The sequence below is a fragment of the Burkholderia sp. SIMBA_051 genome (assembly GCF_046534915.1).
GTDB classification, from domain to species: domain Bacteria; phylum Pseudomonadota; class Gammaproteobacteria; order Burkholderiales; family Burkholderiaceae; genus Burkholderia; species Burkholderia ambifaria.
This window is the reverse complement of sequence record NZ_JAWRXS010000004.1, coordinates 290,804-310,618: the sequence shown is the minus strand read 5'-3', so window position 1 is coordinate 310,618 and position 19,815 is coordinate 290,804. Positions and strand designations below refer to the sequence as shown.

Below are 19,815 nucleotides of genomic sequence, written 5' to 3'. Positions count from 1 at the left end.
ATTGCAGGGTCCGCGTCGGTCCGTCGGGCGGCCCTCACTGCGCCGCGGCGGCGCAAGGCCGAACGGATCGGAAACGGCATCGCGCCGCCGACTTATAATGTCGGGTCCGCATTTTTCTCGCACGCCCGCTGCCGCTCCATGCCCGATCTGCTCGCCAATCTGAACCCTGAACAATACGCCGCCGTCACGTTGCCGAACGAACCGGCGCTGATCCTCGCGGGGGCGGGCAGCGGCAAGACCCGCGTGCTGATCACCCGCATCGCGTGGCTGATCCAGCAGGGCTATGCGTCGCCGCCCACCGTGCTCGCCGTCACCTTCACGAACAAGGCCGCGCGCGAGATGATGGCGCGCTTGTCAGCGATGATGCCGATCGACACGCGCGGGATGTGGATCGGCACGTTCCACGGGCTGTGCAATCGGATGCTGCGCACCCACTGGCGCGACGCCGGCCTGCCGCAGACCTTCCAGATCCTCGACACGGCCGATCAATTGTCCGCGATCAAGCGGCTGATGAAGGCGGCGAACGTCGACGACGAGAAGTACCCGCCGAAGAATGTCCAGTACTTCATCAACAACGCGAAGGAGCAGGGGCTGCGTCCCGACAAGGTCGACGCGACCGACAACTTCAACCGCAAGTTCGTCGAGCTGTACCAGGCGTACGACCAGCAGTGCCAGCGCGAGGGCGTCGTCGACTTCCCCGAGCTGCTGCTGCGCTGCTACGAGCTGCTCGCGTACAACGCGCCGCTGCGCGCGCACTACCAGGCACGCTTCAGGCACATCCTCGTCGACGAGTTCCAGGACACCAACAAGCTCCAGTACGCGTGGCTGAAGATGCTCGCGGGCGGCGAGAACGCGATCTTCGCGGTCGGCGACGACGACCAGTCGATCTACGCGTTCCGCGGCGCGAACGTCGGCAACATGCGCGACTTCGAAGACGAATTCCGCGTGCGCAACCTGATCAAGCTCGAGCAGAACTACCGGTCGCACGGCAACATCCTCGACGCGGCGAACCAGCTGATCTCGAACAACGCGCACCGCCTCGGCAAGAACCTGCGCACCGACGCCGGCCACGGCGAGCCGGTGCGCGTGTACGAGGCGAGCACCGATGCGCAGGAAGCCGGCTGGATCGTCGAGGAAATCCGCTCGCTGATCAACACCGGGATGTCGCGCAGCGAAGTCGCCGTTCTGTATCGCAGCAACGCGCAATCGCGCGCGATCGAGCACACGCTGATGACTTCGGGTATTCCGTATCGCGTGTACGGCGGCCTGCGCTTCTTCGAGCGCCAGGAAGTGAAGCATGCGCTCGCGTACCTGCGCCTGATCGACAACCCGAACGACGACACCGCGTTCGTCCGCGTCGTGAACTTCCCGACGCGCGGGATCGGCGCGCGCTCCATCGAGCAGCTCGCCGATGCCGCGCGCCTGTACGACTGCTCGATGGCCGCCGCGATTCCGTACGTGACCGGCAAGGCCGGCACGAGCCTCGGCGGGTTCGCGACGCTGATCGCGAAGATGCGCGCCGAGACGCAGCAGATGAGCCTGCCCGAGACGGTCGAATACGTCGTGCGCGCAAGCGGCCTCGCCGATTTCTACCAGGGCGAGCGCGAAGGCCAGGACCGCCTCGAGAACTTGCAGGAACTCGTGAACGCGGCCACCGCGTTCGTCAGCGAGGAAGGCTACGGGCTCGACGCGCCGGCCCGCTCGATCCCGCTGCGCGCGGGTGCGATCGCGGCGCCCGAGCTCGGCGTGGACGCGAACGATCCGTCGGTCGACGTGCTGGATCCGGCGCCGCTCGACGACCCCGCGCAGAACCCCGACACGATGACGCCGCTCGCGGGCTTCCTGTCGCACGCATCGCTCGAAGCCGGCGACAACCAGGCGCAGGCCGGCCAGGACGCCGTGCAGCTGATGACGGTGCACGCGGCGAAGGGTCTCGAATTCTCGGCCGTGTTCATCACCGGCCTCGAGGAAGGGCTGTTCCCGCACGAGAACAGCGTGCTCGAATCGGACGGCCTCGAGGAAGAGCGCCGGCTGATGTACGTCGCAATTACGCGCGCGAAGGAGCGGCTCTACCTGTCGTTCGCGCAGAGCCGGATGCTGCACGGCCAGACGCGCTACAACGTGCGCTCGCGCTTCTTCGACGAACTGCCGGAGCACGTGCTGAAGTGGCTGACGCCGAAGGTCGAGGCGGGCGCGCGCTGGGGCGGCCGCTCGGACAACGCCGGCTGGGGGCGCGACTGGTTCTCGCGGCCGGGCGGCGGCAGTCGCGAGCAGGTCGTCGACGCGGCGGTTTCCGCGCCGCTGCCGGCGTTCGCGAACAAGCAGCGCGCGGCCGACACCGGCTTTCGCGTCGGCCAGCAGGTGTTTCACACCAAGTTCGGCGAGGGCACGGTCACCGCGCTCGAAGGCAACGGCGCCGATGCGAAGGCGCAGGTGAAGTTCAAGCGGCACGGCGAGAAGTGGCTCGCGCTGGCGGTCGCGAAACTGCAGGCGGTGGAATGATGAGCATCGACATGGTCGGAACGGTTTCGACGCGCCCGCTCGGCATTCTGGCCGCGCTGCCCGAGGAGCTCGGCGACCTGATCGCCGCGATGCGCGCCGAGGGCGTGATGAAGACGATCACGCTCGGCCGCCGCGACTACCACCTCGGCACCGTGCACGGCGCGGCCTGCGTCGTCACGCTCGCGCGGGTCGGCAAGGTCGCGGCCGCCGCGACGGTCAGTGCGCTGATCCATGTGTTCGGCGTGTCCGGCGTCGTGTTTACCGGGGTCGCCGGCGGTGTGTCGCGCACGGTGCGTATCGGCGACGTCGTCGTCGCCGATACGCTGCTGCAGCACGACCTCGATGCGTCGCCGCTGTTTCCGCGCTATGAGGTGCCGCTGCTCGGCATCACGCGGTTCGCGACCGACCTGGAACTGACGGCCCGCCTGAAGGCCGCATGCACGCTGTTCGTCGCCGAGGAGGGCGCGCGGTTCGCCGAGCGTTTCGGGCTGGCCGGCGCGTCGCTGCACGGCGGGCTGATCATCAGCGGCGACCGTTTCGTGTCGAGCGAGCGCGAGGTCGTCGCGCTGCGCGATGCGTTGCCCGACGCGCTCGCGGTCGAGATGGAAGGCGCGGCGATCGCGCAGGTGTGCGCCGAGCACGACGTGCCGTTCGCCCTCGTGCGCACGATCTCCGATACGGCCGACGACCACGCGACACAGTCGTTCTCGCACTTCCTGTCGGCGATCGCGAGCAGCTATTCGACCGGCATCCTCAAGCGTTTCCTGACGCTGCATGCGACCGAGCGAGGGGCAGCAGTCATTTAGGGAGGCAGGGAGGCGCGTCGTGCTTAGGCGCTGCAATGACGAACGGGCCATGATGGATTAAGCTCTCGCGGCTGCCGGGGAAGTTGGGGCAGTCGGGGCGATCGCACGTCGCACGCGGTCGCATCAAAAAAATAACTATCCGGAGAGGGCCAGAATGCCTGTGGAATGTACTTTCTCGTTAAACCGTCAGCGCTCGTCCGTCCTGCATTGTGCGGGTTTTGGGGCAGTCGCCGCATTCAGCGGCAACGGTCGATATGTCAATGATCCGAATTCGACAACAGTTCCCAACGACGGGCCGTTGCCGGCCGGTGTTTACTACATCGTGGATCGCCAGAGCGGTGGACGCATGGGGTGGTTGAACGACTTTCGCTCCGATCTGCTTGCAGGTACTCATCGCGCGGATTGGTTCGCGTTGTATCGCAACGATGGCGTGATCGACGACTGGACGTCGCTCAACGGCATTCGGCGTGGCCACTTCCGGTTGCATCCCGTCGGATACTGGGGCATCAGCGAAGGCTGCATCACACTGCCGAACAAAACCCAGTTCGATGCGCTTCGCAAGTTCCTCAAGTCGCAGGCCGTCGGCACGATTCCAGGCACCGGGATGAAGTACTACGGTCGAGTGGTCGTCCAATGAAAGCGCTTCTGCGTCTGCTTGCCGCGATCGCTTTGACGATCCCGGTCTATCTCGGCCTGGCGAATTCACCTCTGGATGAATGGTTTCAAAGCGGCGCCGGTTGGCGAGCGTTCGAACCGCTGTTCAGCGTGTTCGACATGCTCGGTGTTCACGGCCAGGGTGACATCCTGATTAGTACCATGCTCGGCGTCAGCTTCGTGATCGCGTTGGCGCTGGTCCTGCTGGGCGCTCGAATTCTCGATCGTGGGACGCGAAAGTCCCCGCGCCGATAGCCCTTTGGCGACACACTTCGCAACGTTTATTGAGCCACCAGCCGCGGCACGCATGCCGCGGCCGCCCCGTCACGCCTTCTTGCGGCGCGCGCTTTCGAGGTTCGGCAGGAACACCGTCAGCACGCCGATCAGCGGCAGGAACGAGCACACCTTGTAGACGAACGGGATGCTCGTCGCGTCCGCGAGCTGGCCGAGCACGGCGGCGCCCACGCCGCCCAGGCCGAACGCGAAGCCGAAGAACAGGCCCGCGACCATCCCGACCTTGCCGGGCATCAGTTCCGTCGCATAGACGAGGATCGCGGCGAACGCCGACGCCAGCACGATGCCGATGATCACGCTCAGCACGCTCGTCCAGAACAGGTTCGCGTACGGCAGCAGCAGCGTGAACGGCGCGACGCCGAGAATCGACACCCAGATCACGTACTTGCGGCCGATCCGGTCGCCCACCGGCCCGCCGATCAGCGTGCCGGCCGCCACGGCCGCGAGGAACACGAACAGGTGGATCTGCGCGGCCTGCACCGACAGGTGGAACTTGTCGATCAGATAGAACGTGAAATAGCTGTTGATGCTCGCGAGGTAGAAGTACTTCGAGAACAGCAGCAGCACCAGCACGCCGATCGCGGCGAGCACGCGGCGCGGCGACAGCGTCGGATGGCCGGCCGCCGCGGCCTTCTTCTTCATCGACGGATGCTTCTTGTACCAGTGGCCGATCTGCGTGAGCACGACCATCGCGACGAGCGCGGCCGCCGAGAACCACGCGATGCTGTGCTGGCCGTGCGGGATGATCACCAGCGCGGCGAGCAGCGGCCCGAGCGCCGAGCCGGCGTTGCCGCCGACCTGGAACAGCGACTGCGCGAGCCCGTGCTGGCCGCCCGACGCCATCCGCGCGACCCGCGACGATTCCGGATGGAACACCGACGAGCCGCAGCCGACCAGGGCCGCCGCCACCAGCAGCGTCGGGAAGGTCTGCGCGGCCGACATCAGCAGCAGCCCCGCGAGCGTGAAGCCCATCCCGACCGGCAGCGAATAGGGCTTCGGCCGCTTGTCCGTATAGAGCCCGACGAGCGGCTGCAGCAGCGACGCGGTGATCTGGTAGGTCAGCGTGATCAGGCCGATCTGCGCGAACGACAGCGCGAACTGGCTCTTGAGCATCGGATAGATCGCGAGGATCAACGACTGGATCATGTCGTTGAGCATGTGCGAGAAGCTGATCGCGCCGAGCACCGGGTAGACGGTGCGCGCGGCGGGTGGAGCAGACGGCTGGGCTGCGGCGGGGTTGCCGGCACCCGTATCGAGGCTGGTTTCCATGTGAGCTGAGCGAGTTGAGGTGACGGGACGCGCTCTGATGGGGATCGGCGCGTTCGAATCGTTGTTGCGTCAAAGAAGTGTAATGTGGCGTATCGAGAATGTCCGGCCAACTTTTATCGCGATTCGGACATCGCCGCGAGCCGCGGGGCCGGCCGATCGGCCATTCCGCCCTTTTTTGGCCGGGTATAACGCAGGCAGCGCGTCTGCCGTGAGCGCGGGCACGCCGGGCTCGGCTCGGTGTTTGTCCGGACTCAAGGAATGGCGAGAGCGGCCGTAGAACGACGCAACGGCAACAGAGGCGCGCCACGCACCGCACCGGCCACGAGCCGGGCGGGCATCACGGTAGCCGCCGGACCCGACCTGTCCGGCGGTGGGATCAACACGGGGATATATCGATGAAAGCAGCATCATTGCATCCGCGGCCGGGTGCGGCCACCAGCGCATCCGGTGCAGCCGCCAGGCCCGCCGCCGCACGACGTCCGCGCGCAGCCCGGCGCGAAAGCCGGCCCTGGACGGTCAAGGCGACGTTGCGCGCGGCGTTCGCGATCCTGCTGGCCGGCACGCTCGCGATCGGCGTGTTTTCGCTGTGGCAGATCAGCCGGGTGAACGCGTCGATCGCGTCGGTCTACGAGCAGGGGCACGTCGCGAGCCGCGCGGCGGAGGAAGTGCGCGCCGAGGTGCTGCGTGCGAGCCGCGCGCAGAAGATGCTGCTGACCGCGACCACCGCGAAGGAGCGCGACGACCTGGGCGCCGAGGTTCGCGCGGGGCTCGCGTCGATCGGCCAGGCGCTCGCGACGCTGCAGCATTACGCGGATCCGGCCGATGCGGACGATTCCGCGCGACTGCGCGCGTTCTCGATGGCGGTCGGCACGTGGAGCGGTCATCTGCGCGATTTCGTCGCGCTCGTGCAGGCGCAGCCGCTCGACCTGTCGCAGATGAACTGGCAGGTCGGCACGCAGGACGTGTCGCTGCTGGTCGAGACCGCCAAGCTCGAGAAGCTGGTCGCCATGCTCGTGAAGACGCGCGGCGCGAAGTCGAAGGCGACGCTCGATGCGTCCGCAACGATCTTCTCGTCGTCGTTCGCGATGATCGCGGCGATGACGGCCGCGCTGTTCGTGCTGGCGATCGTGATCGCCGAACGGGTCGTGCGCCGCCTCGCGTCGCAGCTCGGCGGCGAGCCCGCCGATGCGAAGGCGATCGCCGCCGACATCGCGCGCGGCGACCTCACGCGGCCGATCCCGCTCGGCCGGCACGACCGCGACAGCATGGTACGTGCGCTGTCCGACATGCAGACCGGGCTCGCGGCGACCGTCGGCGAGATCGCCGTCAGCGCCGAGGCGATCGCGGCTGCGTCCGGCGAGATCTCGACCGGCAATCTCGACCTGTCGCGGCGTACCGAGCAGCAGGCCGTCGCGCTCGAGCGCACCGCGGCCAGCATGGAGGAGCTCACGTCGACCGTGCGGCAGAACGCCGAAAACGCGCGGCAGGCGAGCGCGCTCGCGGCCAATGCATCGGCCGTCGCGGAGGCCGGCGGCGAAGTCGTCGGGCGCGTGGTCGCGACGATGAGCGAGATCGACGACAGCGCGAAGAACATCCGCGACATCATCGGCACGATCGAGGGAATCGCGTTCCAGACCAACATCCTCGCGTTGAACGCGGCGGTCGAGGCGGCGCGTGCGGGCGAGCAGGGGCGCGGTTTTTCGGTGGTCGCGGGCGAGGTGCGGCTGCTCGCGCAGCGCGCGGCGAGCGCGGCGAAGGAGATCCGTACGCTGATCGGCGCGTCGGTCGAGCGCGTCGCGAACGGCGCGGCGCTCGCGCACGACGCGGGCCGCACGATGGACGACGTGGTGCGGGCGGTCAAGCGCGTGACCGACATCATCGGCGAAATCTCCGCGGCGTCGGACGAGCAGAGCGCCGGGATCGACGAGATCGGCCGCGCGGTCATGCAGATGGATTCCGGCACCCAGCAGAACGCGGCGCTCGTCGAACAGGCGGCCGCCGCGGCGAATGCGCTCGACGAGCAGGCTCAGGCGCTCAAGTCGCTGGTCGGGCGCTTTCGCATCGCGGCGTAAGCGCCCGGCCGCCGGCGCTTACGACTTTTTCTTCTGCTGGTCCGGGTCGATGATGACCGTGCAGGTCGTGCCCGCCGACAGCACCACGTCGGCCGGCACTTCGTCGATCCGGATGCGGACCGGCACGCGCTGCGCGAGGCGCACCCAGTTGAAGGTCGGGTTCACGTCCGCGACGAGGTCGCGGCTTTGCGGGTTGTCCCGATCGTAGATGCCGCGCGAGATGCTCTCGACGTGACCTTTCATCACGCCGCCGCTCATCAGCCGCATCTCGGCGGGCGCGCCGATCTTCACGCGCGGCAGCTTGGTTTCCTCGAAGTAGCCGTAGACCCAGAACGAGTGGCTGTCGACGATCGCGAGCTTGGCCTGGCCGGCTACCGCGTAGTTGCCCTTGAACGTCTGCAGGTTCGTCACGTAGCCGTCGACCGGCGCGACCACGCGCGTGCGTTCCAGATTGAGCTTCGCGGCGTCGAGCGCGGCGATTGCCTGCTGGTACTGCGCGTCGGCGCTCGACGCGCTGTGCGCCGCGTTCTCGCGGTTTTCCTTCGACACGACGAGCGCATCGAGGTCGGCGCGACGGGCCGCGTCGTCGCGGCGCATCTGCAGTTCCGCGCGGCGGGCGGCGACGGCCGCCTGCGCCTGCTCGACCGCGATCTGGTAGTGCGACGGGTCGATCTGCATGATCAGGTCGCCCTTTTTCACGAGCTGGTTGTCATGCACGGGCAGCTCGACGATCGCGCCCGACACGTCCGGCGCGACGTTGACGATCTCGGCGCGCACGCGCCCGTCGCGGGTCCAGGGATCGTCCATGTAGTGCACCCACAGCGAGCGCCCGATCAGGATCGCGACGAGAAGGATGACGGCGGTCGCGACGAAGCCGAAGAGTTTTCTGAGCATCATGATGGTTCGGAATCAACGGTAAACGGCAAGACTCAGTCCGCCGCAAATGCAGACGAGAAGGCACGCGCGGAACAACGACGGGTGCCAGACGTGACGGTAGAGGCCCGTATAGGCGAGCACGCGGTCGACGGCCCAGGTCGCCAGCGCACCCAGGACGAACATCAGGACCACCGTGGGCATGTAGGCATCGAGAATGGCGATTTCACGCGGCATCATGACGAGGCTCCTTGTTGGGGACGCACGGGGCGGTTGCGGTTGAGCGGCTCGAGCGGCGATTCCGGATCGAGCAGCGCCGTGCGTACGAAATGCAGATGGCTCAGGATGCGCTGCAGCCGGTGGCGCTCGTCGCGCGACGACGTGACGGCATCGAGCGTGTGCCGGGTTGCGTCGATCGCGGCGTTGACCGCCGCGAGCGTCGCGTCGAAGCGCGCTGCGTCCGGCTTGCTGAACAGCCTGGACAGCGCGGTGCGCATCGTCTCGATCGCGCGTCGCCACGGCGTCGTCGGCGCATGGCGCGGGTCGGACGGCAGCGCTGCCAGTTCGGCGCGCAGGTCGAGCACCGCGTTGCCCGTTTCCAGCACCGCGAACATCCAGCGCAGCGCGTCGCGCTGCACGTCGGGCTGGTCGGCCGACAGCGTGTGCGCCTGATACATCAGGTCGCGCGCGCCGCTCTCGAAGCGCGTGCGCAAGCCGGCGAGCCGTGCGTGGCACGCCGCGACCACCTGATGGCGCAGGTCGGCGAACAGCCGCTTCTTCAGCCACGGCGCGGTCGGCGGGAACAGCACCGCGAACGCGATCGCCGAGACCACCATCGACAGGACCAGCGCGAGCGCATCGTTCATGAAGCTCGTCGGGTCGTAGTGCGTGATGTTGTCCGGGCCGGCGAGGAAGCAGAAGAAGATCAGATAGCCCATCCCGTAGCCCGCGAGCTTCGGCTTCATCGTCATGTAGATGCCGATCGCGAGCAGCGGCGCGAGCGCCACGCACAGCAGCGGGAAGCCGTCGATGTGCGGGTAGATGCCGAACATCAGCAGGAAACCCGTGCAGACGGCCAGGGCCGTGCCGATGCCCATTTGCGCGGACATCGCGGTCGGGCGCGGCGTCGACGACGCGAGCGCGCAGGTGGCCGCCGCCGTCAGCGTCATCGTCACGCCGCTCGGCCACGCGGTCGCGATCCAGAACCAGCCGAGCACGAGGATCACGGTCGCGGTGCGGATCGCGGCGATCACCATCGCCGTCACGTTGGTGCGCGGCTCGTAGCGCTCGATCCAGCGTTCGCGCTCGTGCGTCGCGGTCGACAGCGACGCATAGGTTGCCGCGTATTCGTGCAGGTCGGTGATGAAGCGGTACAGCAGCTCGGCGGCCGTGTCGAAGTCGAGCAGCGGAAAATCCGGCTGCGCTTCGAGCGCCGCGCGCGTGGCGCGGATGCGGCGCGGCAGCGCGTCGCGCCATGCGAGCAGCTGTTCGGCCGCGCGCGCCGCGTCGGTCGACGTGCGCACGGGTTCGCCGTTGCGGGTCAGGAGCGGCGCGATCTCGCGGAAGTACGGCTCGATCGCATCGATCGCGGCCTGGGCGCCAGCCGCGCGCAGCCGGTTCATCAGCTGGTGCAGCGCATGAAAGCGGCTCGACACGCTCATGAACTCGCTGTTCAGCCGTGCGAGGCGGCCGCTGCGCATCCGCGTGTCCGGATCCTCGAACACGGCCATGCTGCGCGCGGCCTCGAAACCGACCACGTCGGCGACGAAGCGCGTATGGATCGTTTCGATGTGCGCGCGGTCGAGCTTGCCCGACAGCGCCGCCGCGACGTAGTCGACGAAGCCGCCGAAGCGTGTGCGTACCGTCGTGCGCATCTGCTCGCCCGTGTACTGCGGAAACACCAGCGCGCTGACGACGCCGGCCGACACGATCCCGATGATGACCTCGGACACGCGTGTCATGGCGCTCATGAACGCGCCGTCCGGATGCTGCGACGCGGGCAGGCCGATCAGCGCGGTCGTATAGCCGGCGAGCAGGAAGCCGTAGCTGCGGAAGTTGCGGTTGCGCGCGGCGCCGGCCGTGCACAGCGCGATCCACAGCGCGACCGCGAGCAGGAACAGCTGCGGCTGCTGCGGGAACAGCCCGACGAACGTGAGCGTCGCGATCAGCCCGAAGATCGTGCCGGCGACCCGGTAGAAGCTCTTCGCGAGCACGGCGCCGCTTTGCGGCTGCATCACGATGAACACCGTGGTCATCGCCGTCTTCGGCGCCGGCAGGTCGAGCCGCATCGACACGCCGGTCGCGATGAACGCGGCGAGCAGTGCCTTGAACAGATAGAGCCACGCGGCGCCGTCGCTGCGGGCCCAGTCGCCGAACGCGGCGTACCAGGCCGCAAGCGGGCCGCCGGCAGGCGTGGAAGCGGGGGAGGAGGCTGACATGACGGTCGCTCCGCGTTACCGTGCGGCCGGCGTGGCGCTCGCGCCGGCCGTCGCGACCTGCGCGGGCCGGGCAGGCCGGGCGACGGCCGCGACGGGCTTCGCACCCGATGCGGCTGCCGGCGCGGCGGCACCCGCGGCGGATTCGTCGCGCGACGGATGGTCGCCCGACGGATGGCCGTCCCACGGATGGCCGTCCCGTCCGTCCTCGCCCGTTTCGACGCCGCCGCCGAGCGCGGCCATCAGCTGCGCGTGCGCGGCGAGGCGTTCCGCGTCGATGCGGGCCGCCGTCTCCTGCGCGCGCAGCAGCTGCTGTTGCGCGATCAGCACGTTCACGTAATCGGTCAGCCCGCGGCGGAAGCCTTCGCGCGACAGCTGGTAGCTGCGATCGTTGGCGGCCACCGAGCGCGCGGCGTCCTTCTTCTGCGTATCGAGCGAGCGGATCCGCACGACCTGGTCGGCGATGTCCTTCAGCGCGCCGACGACCGTCTGGTTGTAACGCTCGACCGCCTGGTCGTAGCCGGCATCGGCCGCACCGAGTTGCGCGCGCAGGCGGCCGCCTTCGAAGATCGGCAGCGACAGCGCGGGGCCGGCCGTCCAGCCGCCGTTCATCGCGCGCAGGAAGTCGGTGAACGGCGCGGTCACGCCGAAGCCGCCGACCGTCGCGAGCAGGTCGATGTTCGGGTAGAACGCGGCTTTCGCGACATCGATGCCGCGGGCCTGCGCGTCGACCGTCCAGCGGGCCGCGACGACGTCCGGGCGGCGGCCGAGCAGGTCGGCCGGCATCGCGGACGGCAGGCCGGCCGGTGCGTCGAGCGCGAGGCTCGGCCGCTTGATCGCGTCGCCGGCGCCCGGGCCCTTGCCCGCGAGCGCGGCGAGCTGGTGGCGCGCGAGCTGGATGGCTTCTTCGTAGGTGTCGATCTGGCGCTCGTAGTCGGGCAGCGTCGATTCGGCCTGGCTGACTTCGAGCTGCGTGCCAATCCCGGCCTGCAGACGCTTGCGCGCGAGATCGGCCAGCGCGCGCTGGCGTTCGAACGTCTCGTGTGCGAGGTCGAGCAGCGCGTAGTTCATCGACATGCCGACATACGCGCGCACGACGTTGACCTCCAGCTCGAGCTTCGCCGCCCGCGCGTCGGCCGCGGTCGCATGCGCGGTATCGAGCGCGCGCTCGGTCGCGTTCTTGTCCTTGCCCCACAGGTCGAGGTGATACGACAGGCCGAGCGTGCCGGTGTTGTTCCACGTGTCGGTGTCGGCGAGCGGCCCCGGGCCGTAGTAGACGTTGTCGGGCCAGTGCTGGCGCATCAGCGACAGGTTGCCGTTGATCTGCGGCAGTTCCGCCGACCGGGCCACGCGCGCCATCGCCTGCGCTTCGCGCACGCGGGCCTCGGCCGCCGCAAGCGACGGGTTACCGGCCTGGGCGGCGGCGATCCACGCGTCGAGCTGCGGATCGCGGTACGCGCGCCACCAGTCGGACGCGGGCCAGCCCGCGTCGCGGTCGGCCGCGCGGATGGCCGCGCCGGCGTCGAGCGCATTCGCTTCGATGCGGGTGGACTTGGGCTTGTTGTCGCCCATGCTCGCGCAGCCGGTCATTATTAATGAGACTGCAAGAACCGCCAGTGCCAGCGTCCCTTTTGTTGCCGGAGACCGCACGATTTTCTCCCTTTCGGATATAGATGAGTCGGATGCGATTATATTTTTCAGTGATTCCTGAATAAACGGACAACGGTGCAAGTCATTTTTACGAATCCTGAGATAATATTGGTTGGCCCCTGTGCAACAATCCACCCGGATTCAAAGGGGTAATGGGATGGATACGTTACAAAACATGCGGGTATTCGTCCGCGTGGTCGATGCGGGAAGCTTTACCGCCGCCGCTCAGCAGATGAATTCGACGACCGCCTATGCATCGCGCGCCGTGTCGGATCTCGAGGCGCACCTGCGCACGCGCCTTCTCAACCGGACGACGCGCCGGATCGCGCTGACGGAAGCGGGCGAGCGCTACCTGCAGCGCTGCGAGCAGATCCTCGCGTATGTCGATCAGGCCGAAGCCGAAGCGGGCGACGCGCACGCGCGCCCGTCGGGCAAGCTGAAGGTCCATTGCTTCACGAGCCTCGGGCAGCACTATCTGGTGCCGGCCATTGCGCGCTACCGGCAGCGCTATCCGGACGTGCACGTCGAGCTGACGCTCGCGCAGCGGATGCCCGACCTGCTCGACGAGGGGTACGACGTCGCGATCGTCGTCGGCCGCGACCTGCCCGATTCGGGGCTCGTGTCGCAGCGGCTCGGCGAGAGCTACAGCGTGGTGTGCGCGTCGCCCGGCTATGTCGACGCGTACGGCGCGCCGCATACGCCGGCGGATCTCGAGCAGCACATTTGTCTCGGGATGGTCGCGCCGGGCTTTCACTTCGACGAGTGGGCGCTGTCGGGGCCGCACGGCGACGAGGTGATTCCGATCACGGCGCCGCCGTTCCGCGTGAACGTCGCGGAGGCGCTCGCGGTGGCCGTGCGGGAAGGGATGGGGATCGGCGGGTTGCCGCTCTATTCGGCGATCGGTGGGCTGCGCAGCGGCAACATCGTGCGCGTGTTGCCCGAATACCGGTCGCACGTGATGAACATCTACGCGCTGTATCCGTCGCGCCAGTACCTCGACGCGAAAATCCGAACCTGGGTCGATTTCCTGCGCGACGAGTTGCCGGCCACCCTCGAAGCCGACGAAGCCGTGCTCGCGCAGTTCAGGGCTGCGACATGACGGCGCGCTCCACGCCGATCTGACGAGATTTGTCGTTCGTGCAACATTTTTTTACCATCGGCCGGCAGACAGTTTGATACTGTTGGATCATAGAGACATGGATCTGCCCACACCCGGAGTCGCAATGGATACGCAATTGATGATCGGCCTTGGCGTTCTGCTTGGCGCGGCGGCCGCCGCCGCGGCCGCGCGGGATCTGCTGCGGGCGATGAAGGCACGCATGAAGCCGGTGCCGGTGCGGGTGCGCGCGTCGTCGAACGGATCGCGCCGCGCCGACCGCTGATCGGGCGGCATGCCGGATCGGAAAGGGCCGCATCGCGCGGCCGCCTGGCCCGGCGTTCAGCCGAGCTCGACCACTTTGTCCCACGCAAACGCGGGATTTTCCAGCTCCCCGGTGCGCCGGAAGATATAGCCGCGCGGGTTGCACACCACGCGCGTGCCGCTGTCGGTCACGTAATCGAATGAAGTATGCGTGTGGCCGTGGATCCACAGGTCCACGGGCGGCCGCACGAGTTCCGCCATGTCCGTGACGAATCCCGCCGACGCCAGGTCTTCCGCGTAACGCTCCGCCAGCGAGCGCAGATGCGGCGCATGATGGGTGACGACGATCGTCCGGCCCGCGAACGGCGTCGCGAGCCGCGCTTCGAGCCAAGCACGGCCGTGCCGGTGCAGCGCGATCGCGTCGGCGGGCGCGAAGTCCCGCTCCGGCGTGCCGCCCGCATGTAGCGCGGCTTCATGCGGCCACGTCACCTGGATCAATCCCTTGAAATCGAGCATCACGCGCCTGCCGGCCTCGATCGCGCGCGCGACGCTCGCATCGTCCGCGCCGAACAGCGTGAAATCGCTCCACAGCGTCGTGCCCAGCACGCGAAAGCGCCGCGCCGGATCGACGTACACGCCGTTGTTCAGATAATGCACGTTGTCGAGCGTATGCGCGGCGTCGCGCATCGCGGTTTCGAGCGCGCCGAATTCCCCGTCGTAGTACTCGTGGTTGCCCGGCACATAGACCACCGGCACGCTCGGATCGAATGTCTCGGCGGCCCAGCGCAGGCCTTCCGCATGATTGTGGATGTCGCCGGCGAGCACGACGAGATCCGCGTCGGCATGGACGATCGTGTCGGGCGCGTTGCATTCGAGATGCAGGTCGGACAGCACGCGGATTCTCATGGCCATCGCTCCGGGGTAGGTGGCTTCAGCGCAGGACCTTGCCGGGATTCATCAGCCCGCGCGGGTCGAGCGCCGTCTTCAGCGTGCGCATGAGCGCCGTTTCGACCGGCGACTTGTAGCGCTGCGCGTCGTCGATCTTCAACTGGCCGATCCCGTGTTCCGCGCTGATCGTGCCGTGGTGGCGATGCACGTTGTCGTAGACGATCCGGTTGATCGGCTTCTGGAATTCCGCGAGGAACGCCTTCGGGTCGCCGCCTTCGGGCGTCTGCACGTTGTAGTGCAGGTTGCCGTCGCCGAGATGGCCGAACGTGACCATCCGCGCGCCCGGCGCGGCCTGCTGGATCGCCGCGTCGGTTTCGTCGATGAAGCGCGCGATCGACGAGATCGGCACCGCGATGTCGTGCTTGATGTTGAGCCCCTCGTCGGCCTGGGCGAGCGGAATGTGTTCGCGCACGCCCCAGAATGCGCGCGATTGCGCGAGATTTTCCGCGACCACCGCGTCGACCACGAGCCCGGCCTCGAACGCCTCTTCCATCAGCTTCTCGAACAGCGCGCGCGCATGCGCTTCGCTCTCGTTGTCCGACAGCTCGAGCAGCACCGTCTGCGCATGCGGGCGGTCGAACGGGTAGCGCAGCTGCGGATAGTGCTTGCCGACGAGTTGCATGCAGAAGTCCGACATCAGCTCGAAGCCGGTCAGCAGCGGGCCGGCCGCGCGCTGCGCGAGCGCGAGGAAGTCGAGCGCCGCGTGCGGCGACTCGAGCGCGGCCAGCGCGGTGACTTGCGCGGCGGGCAGCGGATGCAGCTTCATCACGGCGGCCGTGATGATCCCGAGCGTGCCCTCCGCGCCGATGAACAGGTCGCGCAGGTCGTAGCCGGTGTTGTCCTTGCGCAGCCCGCGCAGGCCGTCCCAGATCTCGCCCTGCGGCGTCACGACCTCGAGCCCGAGGCACAGTTCGCGCGCGTTGCCGTAGCGCAGCACCGCGGTGCCGCCCGCGTTGGTCGACAGGTTGCCGCCGATCGTGCAGCTGCCTTCGGCGGCGAGGCTCAGCGCGAACAGGCGGCCGCCTTCGCGGGCGCGGGCCTGCACGTCGGCGAGGATCACGCCGGCTTCGACCGTGATCGTGTTGTTGTGCGGATCGAGCGCGCGCACGCGGTTCAGGCGCGCGAGGCTCAGCACGGCCTGGGCGCCGCTCGCGTCGGGCGTCGCGCCGCCGGCGAGGCCCGTGTTGCCGCCCTGCGGCACGAGCGCGACGCCGTGCACGTTCGCGAGCCGGACGAGCGCGGCGACTTCCGCCGTATCGGCCGGTTTCAGCACCGCGCACGCGCTGCCCTTGTAGCGGCGACGCCAGTCAGTCAGGAACGGTTCGGTGTCATGCGGATCGGTCAGCACGCCGGCGGCGCCGATCGCGTCGCGGCAGGCGGAAACGAAGGCTTCGGAAGAAATCATCACGGTCGGTCGCGTAAGGGTCAGGACGCAGCGCGCTGCTTTTTCGCCGCGCGCTTGAACGGCGCGACGTAGGCAAGCGCCGCCACGAAGAAGCCGACGGCGAGCGCGGTCTCGCACCAGCCGAGCGTCGCGGACAGCCCGCGGTCGGACATGCCGCGCACGATGCCTTCGGCAAAATAGACGAGGATCAGCATGCTCGCCCACTGCATCGTATAGATGTTACGCCGCCAGACGCCGGGCAGCGCGAGCGCGAGCGGCACCGCCTTGAGCATCAGCGCCGAGCCGCCCGGGCGCAGCGGCGCGAGCCACAGCTCCCAGGCGAGCGACAGCGCGATCAGCGCGGCGAGGCACGCGGCGGCGGCCAGCGCGTAGTGCGGCCGGGCGGCGGCGGGGCGGCCGGGCGCGTTCATGCGGCGTCGGTCGCCTGGGCGGCGGACAGCGCGGCCGCCGCGCGGGCGAGCCGCACGCCGAGCGCGGCCGCGAGCGCCTTTTCGTCGGCGGAGAGCCCTGCGGCCGCGCTGCGATCGTGCTGCGACACGTGCGACGCGCCGTAAGGCGTGCCGCCCGTGCGCGTCGTGCTGAGCGCGGCTTCCGTGTACGGGATCCCGACGATCATCATCCCGTGATGCAGCAGCGGCAACATCATCGACAGCAGCGTCGATTCCTGGCCGCCGTGCAGGCTGCCGGTCGACGTGAACACGCTCGCCGGCTTGCCGGTCAGCGCGCCCGACAGCCATTGCGGGGTCGTGCCGTCGAGGAAATACTTGAGGGAGGCGGCCATGTTGCCGAAGCGGGTCGGCGAGCCGAGCGCGAGGCCCGCGCATTCCTCGAGATCGCGCAGCTCCGCGTACGGCGGGCCGTCGGCGGGGATGTCAGGGGCGGTGGCTTCGCAGACCGTCGAGACGGACGGCACGGTGCGGATGCGCGCCTGCATGCCGGGCACACTGTCGATGCCGTTCGCGATCGCGAGCGCGAGATCGCGCGTGGCGCCGTGACGGCTGTAATAGAGGACGAGAATGTCTTTCATGGGCGACGGGGCCGCGTGCGGCCGCGCGGATGCCCGGTGCAGTCGGCCCCTGCTGGATCGAGCGGCTATTATAGGGGCTGAAGTCGTCGCGCAGCGCGGCGGCGGCGCGCCGTCGGGCGCGCGGCATCAAGAAGGAGAAACCGTTTGCCGAAGTTGAGCGTCGATCTCGACACCATCAAGCGCCTCGCGCAATTCGCGGCCCGGCGCAGCGCCGAGGATCGCATCCCGCAAGTGGCGGGCAGCCTCACGTTCACGACGATGCTGGCACTCGTGCCGCTCGTGACGGTCGCGTTCGCGCTGTTCACCGCGTTCCCGATGTTCTCGTCGTTCCAGATTTCGCTGCAGGGGTTCCTCGCGGACCACCTGATGCCCGCGCAGTTCAACGTCCAGATTTTCAAGTACCTGAACCAGTTCGCCGCGAAAGCCAAGGGGCTGACGACGGCCGGCCTGATCGTGCTCGTCGTCACGTCGGTGATGACGATGATGACGATCGAATCCGCGTTCAACCTGATCTGGCGCGTGCGCAAGCCGCGGCCGTTCGCGCAGCGCGTGCTCGCGTACTGGGCGCTGATCACGCTCGGCCCGCTGCTGTTCGGCGTGAGCCTGTCGATTTCGTCGTACCTGTTTACGCAGTCGCTCGCGTTCACAGGCGCCGCGCCGTCGACGTCGATCGTCGAGTGGCTGCTCGCGCTCGTGTCGCTGCCGCTGACCGTGCTCGCGTTCACGCTGCTGTACGTATACCTGCCGAACTGCACGGTCGCGTGGCGCGACGCTGTGATCGGCGGGCTGTTCGCGGCCATCGCGTTCGAGCTGGCGAAGCGCGGCTTCGGCTATTACGTGCGGCGCATTCCGACCTATACGGCTGTATACGGCGCGTTCGCGGCGCTGCCGGTGTTCCTGCTGTGGGTGTACCTGAGCTGGTTCATCGCGCTGCTCGGCGCGATGGTCGCGTCCGCGTTGCCGGCGATCCGCGTCGGCCAGTTCCATCGCATCCACTATCCGGGCAGCGACCTGCTCGACGCACTCGAACTGCTCGCGCGGCTGGCCGAGGCGCACGAGGTCGGCAAGGCCGGCTATACGGCGACGCGGCTCGCGACCATGTTGCGCTGCGACATGGAAACCGCGCAGCGGCTGCTGCTGACGATGGAGGAGCGGGAATGGATCGCGCGGCTGGATGGCGGTGAAGTCGGGCCGCGCTACATCCTGCTGGCGAACCCGGCGCACCTGACGCTCGCGCAGCTGTTCGACGTGCTGGTGATCGACCGGACGGAGCTGACCTACCAGCTGCAGCGGCGCCGCAGCCACGTCGATGGCGCGGCCTTGCTCGACGTGCTGTCGAACGACCGGTTCGACGTATCGCTCGCATCGCTGATCGCCGCGCACCGGCTCACAGGTGCGCAACCGGACGAAAGCGTGCCCGGGCCGGTGCCCGGCGCGGCGCCCGACCCGCACGCGCGGCCGCCGAAAACGGCGTGACGCGGTGCCGGGCGGGCGTTACAGCCCGATCTTGCCGGTGCAGATGTCCTTGAACATCACCCAGTCGCCCATCAGGCTGTAGATCGGGTGCCGGAACGTGGCGGGGCGGTTCTTCTCGAAGAAGAAGTGCCCGACCCACGCGAATCCGTAGCCGCACACGACCGCTGCCGGCAGCCACAGCCAGTAGCCCGTCGCGATCGCCATCGCGACGCAGCCGATCACGCCGAGCGAGCCGATGAAATGCAGCCGCCGCGACGTCAGGTTCTGGTGTTCGTTCAGGTAGTACGGGTAGAAATCAGCGAAGCTGGCGAATTGCTCCGTATGCGTATGCGCCATGGCCGTCTCCTCGGGCCGCCGTCCATGCACCCATTGTGCGGCGGGCGGCCCGCGTCCGCAAGCGCCGGCAGCCGCGCCGCGCGGGCCCGCGCTTTCCTTTTGACAGGCTTTCCGATAGGATCGAAAGCGATTTGCATTCAAGCATGAGGGGACTACGATGCGCGTCAGCGATATTCTGAAAGTGAAGGGCAACACGCTGTTTACGGTGACGCCCGATAAGCCGCTGCGCGAAGCGGTCGATACGATGGCCGAACACGATATCGGTTCGCTCGTCGTGATGGAGTACGGCGATCTCGTCGGCATGCTGACGTTCCGCGAGATCATCCTGCGCCTGCACGTGAACGGCGGTGCGATCGGCGACGTGCAGGTGCGCAAGGTGATGGACGAGCCGCTCACCTGCACGCCGGAAACCGACGTCAACGAAGTGCGCCGGATGATGCTCGAGCGCCATGCGCGCTACATGCCGGTGCTCGACAAGAAGGTGCTGATGGGCGTCATCTCGTTCTACGACGTCGCGAAGACGGTCGTCGAGGCGCAGAGCTTCGAGAACCGGATGCTGAAGGCGTACATCCGCGACTGGCCGGAATCGGAAGCCGAAGCGCACAAATCGTGATGCACGCCGCGCCCGGTGCCATGTCGCGCGGGCGCTGCCATCCGACGGCCGGCGGCGCAGGTTCATCCTGCGCCGCCGTTTTTTCAACAACAACA

Annotated in this window: 19 protein-coding genes; 9 read left to right on the top strand and 10 right to left on the bottom strand. The window is 68.1% G+C overall.

What is annotated here, in order from left to right; translation table 11 throughout:
• The first annotated feature begins 138 nt into the window (after positions 1-138).
• The 4 genes from SB771_RS11825 to SB771_RS11810 all read left to right on the top strand — a co-directional run bounded on the left by SB771_RS11825 (position 139) and on the right by SB771_RS11810 (position 4,217).
• A complete protein-coding gene (locus SB771_RS11825) occupies positions 139-2,502 on the top strand; it encodes a UvrD-helicase domain-containing protein (RefSeq protein ID WP_041491152.1) in 2,364 nt (787 codons plus the stop codon).
• Positions 2,499-3,308, top strand: a complete 810-nt coding sequence (locus SB771_RS11820; protein ID WP_175662591.1) for a 5'-methylthioadenosine/adenosylhomocysteine nucleosidase — start codon at positions 2,499-2,501, stop codon at positions 3,306-3,308. Before SB771_RS11825 ends, SB771_RS11820 begins: the two co-directional genes overlap by 4 nt.
• Positions 3,309-3,462: 154 nt before the next feature.
• Positions 3,463-3,945, top strand: a complete 483-nt coding sequence (locus SB771_RS11815; RefSeq protein WP_011656642.1) for a DUF2778 domain-containing protein — start codon at positions 3,463-3,465, stop codon at positions 3,943-3,945.
• Positions 3,942-4,217, top strand: coding sequence for a hypothetical protein (locus tag SB771_RS11810; RefSeq protein ID WP_011656643.1), 276 nt, complete (start codon positions 3,942-3,944; stop codon positions 4,215-4,217). Before SB771_RS11815 ends, SB771_RS11810 begins: the two co-directional genes overlap by 4 nt.
• A gap of 69 nt (positions 4,218-4,286) precedes the next feature.
• Here the strand turns inward: SB771_RS11810 and SB771_RS11805 are convergent, their stop codons facing one another.
• Positions 4,287-5,525 (bottom strand): MFS transporter, encoded by a 1,239-nt coding sequence (locus SB771_RS11805; protein ID WP_175662590.1) that lies wholly within the window; start codon positions 5,523-5,525, stop codon positions 4,287-4,289.
• A gap of 395 nt (positions 5,526-5,920) precedes the next feature.
• On the opposite strand from SB771_RS11805, the gene SB771_RS11800 reads away from it, so the two are divergent.
• Positions 5,921-7,597, top strand: a complete 1,677-nt coding sequence (locus SB771_RS11800) for a methyl-accepting chemotaxis protein (RefSeq protein ID WP_175662589.1) — start codon at positions 5,921-5,923, stop codon at positions 7,595-7,597.
• Between the two features lie 18 nt (positions 7,598-7,615).
• Here SB771_RS11800 and SB771_RS11795 read toward each other — a convergent pair whose 3' ends face one another.
• Genes SB771_RS11795 through SB771_RS11780 form a run of 4 tightly spaced genes read right to left on the bottom strand, consistent with a single transcriptional unit; the run spans position 7,616 to position 12,555 of the window.
• A complete protein-coding gene (locus SB771_RS11795) occupies positions 7,616-8,494 on the bottom strand; it encodes an HlyD family secretion protein (RefSeq protein WP_011656646.1) in 879 nt (292 codons plus the stop codon).
• A gap of 12 nt (positions 8,495-8,506) precedes the next feature.
• Positions 8,507-8,710: a DUF1656 domain-containing protein gene (locus SB771_RS11790; RefSeq protein ID WP_006755504.1), complete on the bottom strand. Its 204-nt coding sequence runs from the start codon at positions 8,708-8,710 to the stop codon at positions 8,507-8,509.
• A complete protein-coding gene (locus tag SB771_RS11785) occupies positions 8,707-10,908 on the bottom strand; it encodes an FUSC family protein (protein WP_175662588.1) in 2,202 nt (733 codons plus the stop codon). Before SB771_RS11785 ends, SB771_RS11790 begins: the two co-directional genes overlap by 4 nt.
• Before the next feature lie 15 nt (positions 10,909-10,923).
• Positions 10,924-12,555: an efflux transporter outer membrane subunit gene (locus SB771_RS11780; protein ID WP_175662587.1), complete on the bottom strand. Its 1,632-nt coding sequence runs from the start codon at positions 12,553-12,555 to the stop codon at positions 10,924-10,926.
• A gap of 157 nt (positions 12,556-12,712) precedes the next feature.
• On the opposite strand from SB771_RS11780, the gene SB771_RS11775 reads away from it, so the two are divergent.
• Together SB771_RS11775 and SB771_RS11770 are read left to right on the top strand one after the other, a co-directional pair.
• On the top strand, positions 12,713-13,654 hold the full coding sequence (locus tag SB771_RS11775; protein ID WP_175662586.1) for a LysR family transcriptional regulator: 942 nt from the start codon (positions 12,713-12,715) through the stop codon (positions 13,652-13,654).
• 124 nt (positions 13,655-13,778) lie between these two features.
• The gene (locus tag SB771_RS11770) at positions 13,779-13,937 is read left to right on the top strand and encodes a hypothetical protein (RefSeq protein WP_164714810.1); all 159 of its coding nucleotides are present in this window, start codon (positions 13,779-13,781) and stop codon (positions 13,935-13,937) included.
• 56 nt (positions 13,938-13,993) lie between these two features.
• Here the strand turns inward: SB771_RS11770 and SB771_RS11765 are convergent, their stop codons facing one another.
• The 4 genes from SB771_RS11765 to wrbA are packed head-to-tail and all read right to left on the bottom strand — an operon-like array spanning position 13,994 to position 17,295.
• Positions 13,994-14,821 carry a metallophosphoesterase gene (locus SB771_RS11765; protein WP_175662585.1) on the bottom strand — a complete coding sequence of 276 codons (828 nt, stop codon included), beginning with the start codon at positions 14,819-14,821 and terminating at the stop codon, positions 13,994-13,996.
• Positions 14,822-14,846: 25 nt separating this feature from the next.
• On the bottom strand, positions 14,847-16,268 hold the full coding sequence (locus SB771_RS11760; protein WP_175662628.1) for an FAD-binding oxidoreductase: 1,422 nt from the start codon (positions 16,266-16,268) through the stop codon (positions 14,847-14,849).
• A 20-nt stretch (positions 16,269-16,288) separates the two neighbouring features.
• Positions 16,289-16,678, bottom strand: coding sequence for a DUF2069 domain-containing protein (locus SB771_RS11755; RefSeq protein ID WP_175662584.1), 390 nt, complete (start codon positions 16,676-16,678; stop codon positions 16,289-16,291).
• Positions 16,675-17,295 (bottom strand): NAD(P)H:quinone oxidoreductase, encoded by a 621-nt coding sequence (gene wrbA / locus SB771_RS11750; RefSeq protein WP_175662583.1) that lies wholly within the window; start codon positions 17,293-17,295, stop codon positions 16,675-16,677. The genes SB771_RS11755 and wrbA overlap by 4 nt, the downstream gene beginning before the upstream one ends.
• Before the next feature lie 144 nt (positions 17,296-17,439).
• Here wrbA and SB771_RS11745 point away from each other — a divergent pair, with 144 nt between their 5' ends.
• A complete protein-coding gene (locus SB771_RS11745) occupies positions 17,440-18,771 on the top strand; it encodes a YihY family inner membrane protein (RefSeq protein WP_175662582.1) in 1,332 nt (443 codons plus the stop codon).
• 18 nt (positions 18,772-18,789) lie between these two features.
• On the opposite strand, the gene SB771_RS11740 is transcribed toward SB771_RS11745, so the two are convergent.
• On the bottom strand, positions 18,790-19,107 hold the full coding sequence (locus SB771_RS11740; RefSeq protein ID WP_012363714.1) for an Mpo1-like protein: 318 nt from the start codon (positions 19,105-19,107) through the stop codon (positions 18,790-18,792).
• 157 nt (positions 19,108-19,264) lie between these two features.
• Here SB771_RS11740 and SB771_RS11735 point away from each other — a divergent pair, with 157 nt between their 5' ends.
• A complete protein-coding gene (locus tag SB771_RS11735; RefSeq protein ID WP_006755543.1) occupies positions 19,265-19,720 on the top strand; it encodes a CBS domain-containing protein in 456 nt (151 codons plus the stop codon).
• Positions 19,721-19,815: the final 95 nt, after the last annotated feature.

Excerpts from the sequence above, each read along its gene's own strand:
- SB771_RS11785 (WP_175662588.1), bottom strand. The coding sequence starts at position 10,908 with ATGTCAGCCTCCTCCCCCGCTTCCACGCCTGCCGGCGGCCCGCTTGCG.
- SB771_RS11775 (WP_175662586.1), top strand. The coding sequence starts at position 12,713 with ATGGATACGTTACAAAACATGCGGGTATTCGTCCGCGTGGTCGATGCG.
- SB771_RS11805 (WP_175662590.1), bottom strand. The coding sequence starts at position 5,525 with ATGGAAACCAGCCTCGATACGGGTGCCGGCAACCCCGCCGCAGCCCAG.
- SB771_RS11735 (WP_006755543.1), top strand. The coding sequence starts at position 19,265 with ATGCGCGTCAGCGATATTCTGAAAGTGAAGGGCAACACGCTGTTTACG.
- SB771_RS11810 (WP_011656643.1), top strand. The coding sequence starts at position 3,942 with ATGAAAGCGCTTCTGCGTCTGCTTGCCGCGATCGCTTTGACGATCCCG.
- SB771_RS11755 (WP_175662584.1), bottom strand. The coding sequence starts at position 16,678 with ATGAACGCGCCCGGCCGCCCCGCCGCCGCCCGGCCGCACTACGCGCTG.
- SB771_RS11820 (WP_175662591.1), top strand. The coding sequence starts at position 2,499 with ATGATGAGCATCGACATGGTCGGAACGGTTTCGACGCGCCCGCTCGGC.
- SB771_RS11765 (WP_175662585.1), bottom strand. The coding sequence starts at position 14,821 with ATGAGAATCCGCGTGCTGTCCGACCTGCATCTCGAATGCAACGCGCCC.
- wrbA (WP_175662583.1), bottom strand. The coding sequence starts at position 17,295 with ATGAAAGACATTCTCGTCCTCTATTACAGCCGTCACGGCGCCACGCGC.
- SB771_RS11740 (WP_012363714.1), bottom strand. The coding sequence starts at position 19,107 with ATGGCGCATACGCATACGGAGCAATTCGCCAGCTTCGCTGATTTCTAC.
- SB771_RS11800 (WP_175662589.1), top strand. The coding sequence starts at position 5,921 with ATGAAAGCAGCATCATTGCATCCGCGGCCGGGTGCGGCCACCAGCGCA.
- SB771_RS11815 (WP_011656642.1), top strand. The coding sequence starts at position 3,463 with ATGCCTGTGGAATGTACTTTCTCGTTAAACCGTCAGCGCTCGTCCGTC.
- SB771_RS11825 (WP_041491152.1), top strand. The coding sequence starts at position 139 with ATGCCCGATCTGCTCGCCAATCTGAACCCTGAACAATACGCCGCCGTC.
- SB771_RS11795 (WP_011656646.1), bottom strand. The coding sequence starts at position 8,494 with ATGATGCTCAGAAAACTCTTCGGCTTCGTCGCGACCGCCGTCATCCTT.
- SB771_RS11770 (WP_164714810.1), top strand. The coding sequence starts at position 13,779 with ATGGATACGCAATTGATGATCGGCCTTGGCGTTCTGCTTGGCGCGGCG.
- SB771_RS11790 (WP_006755504.1), bottom strand. The coding sequence starts at position 8,710 with ATGATGCCGCGTGAAATCGCCATTCTCGATGCCTACATGCCCACGGTG.
- SB771_RS11760 (WP_175662628.1), bottom strand. The coding sequence starts at position 16,268 with ATGATTTCTTCCGAAGCCTTCGTTTCCGCCTGCCGCGACGCGATCGGC.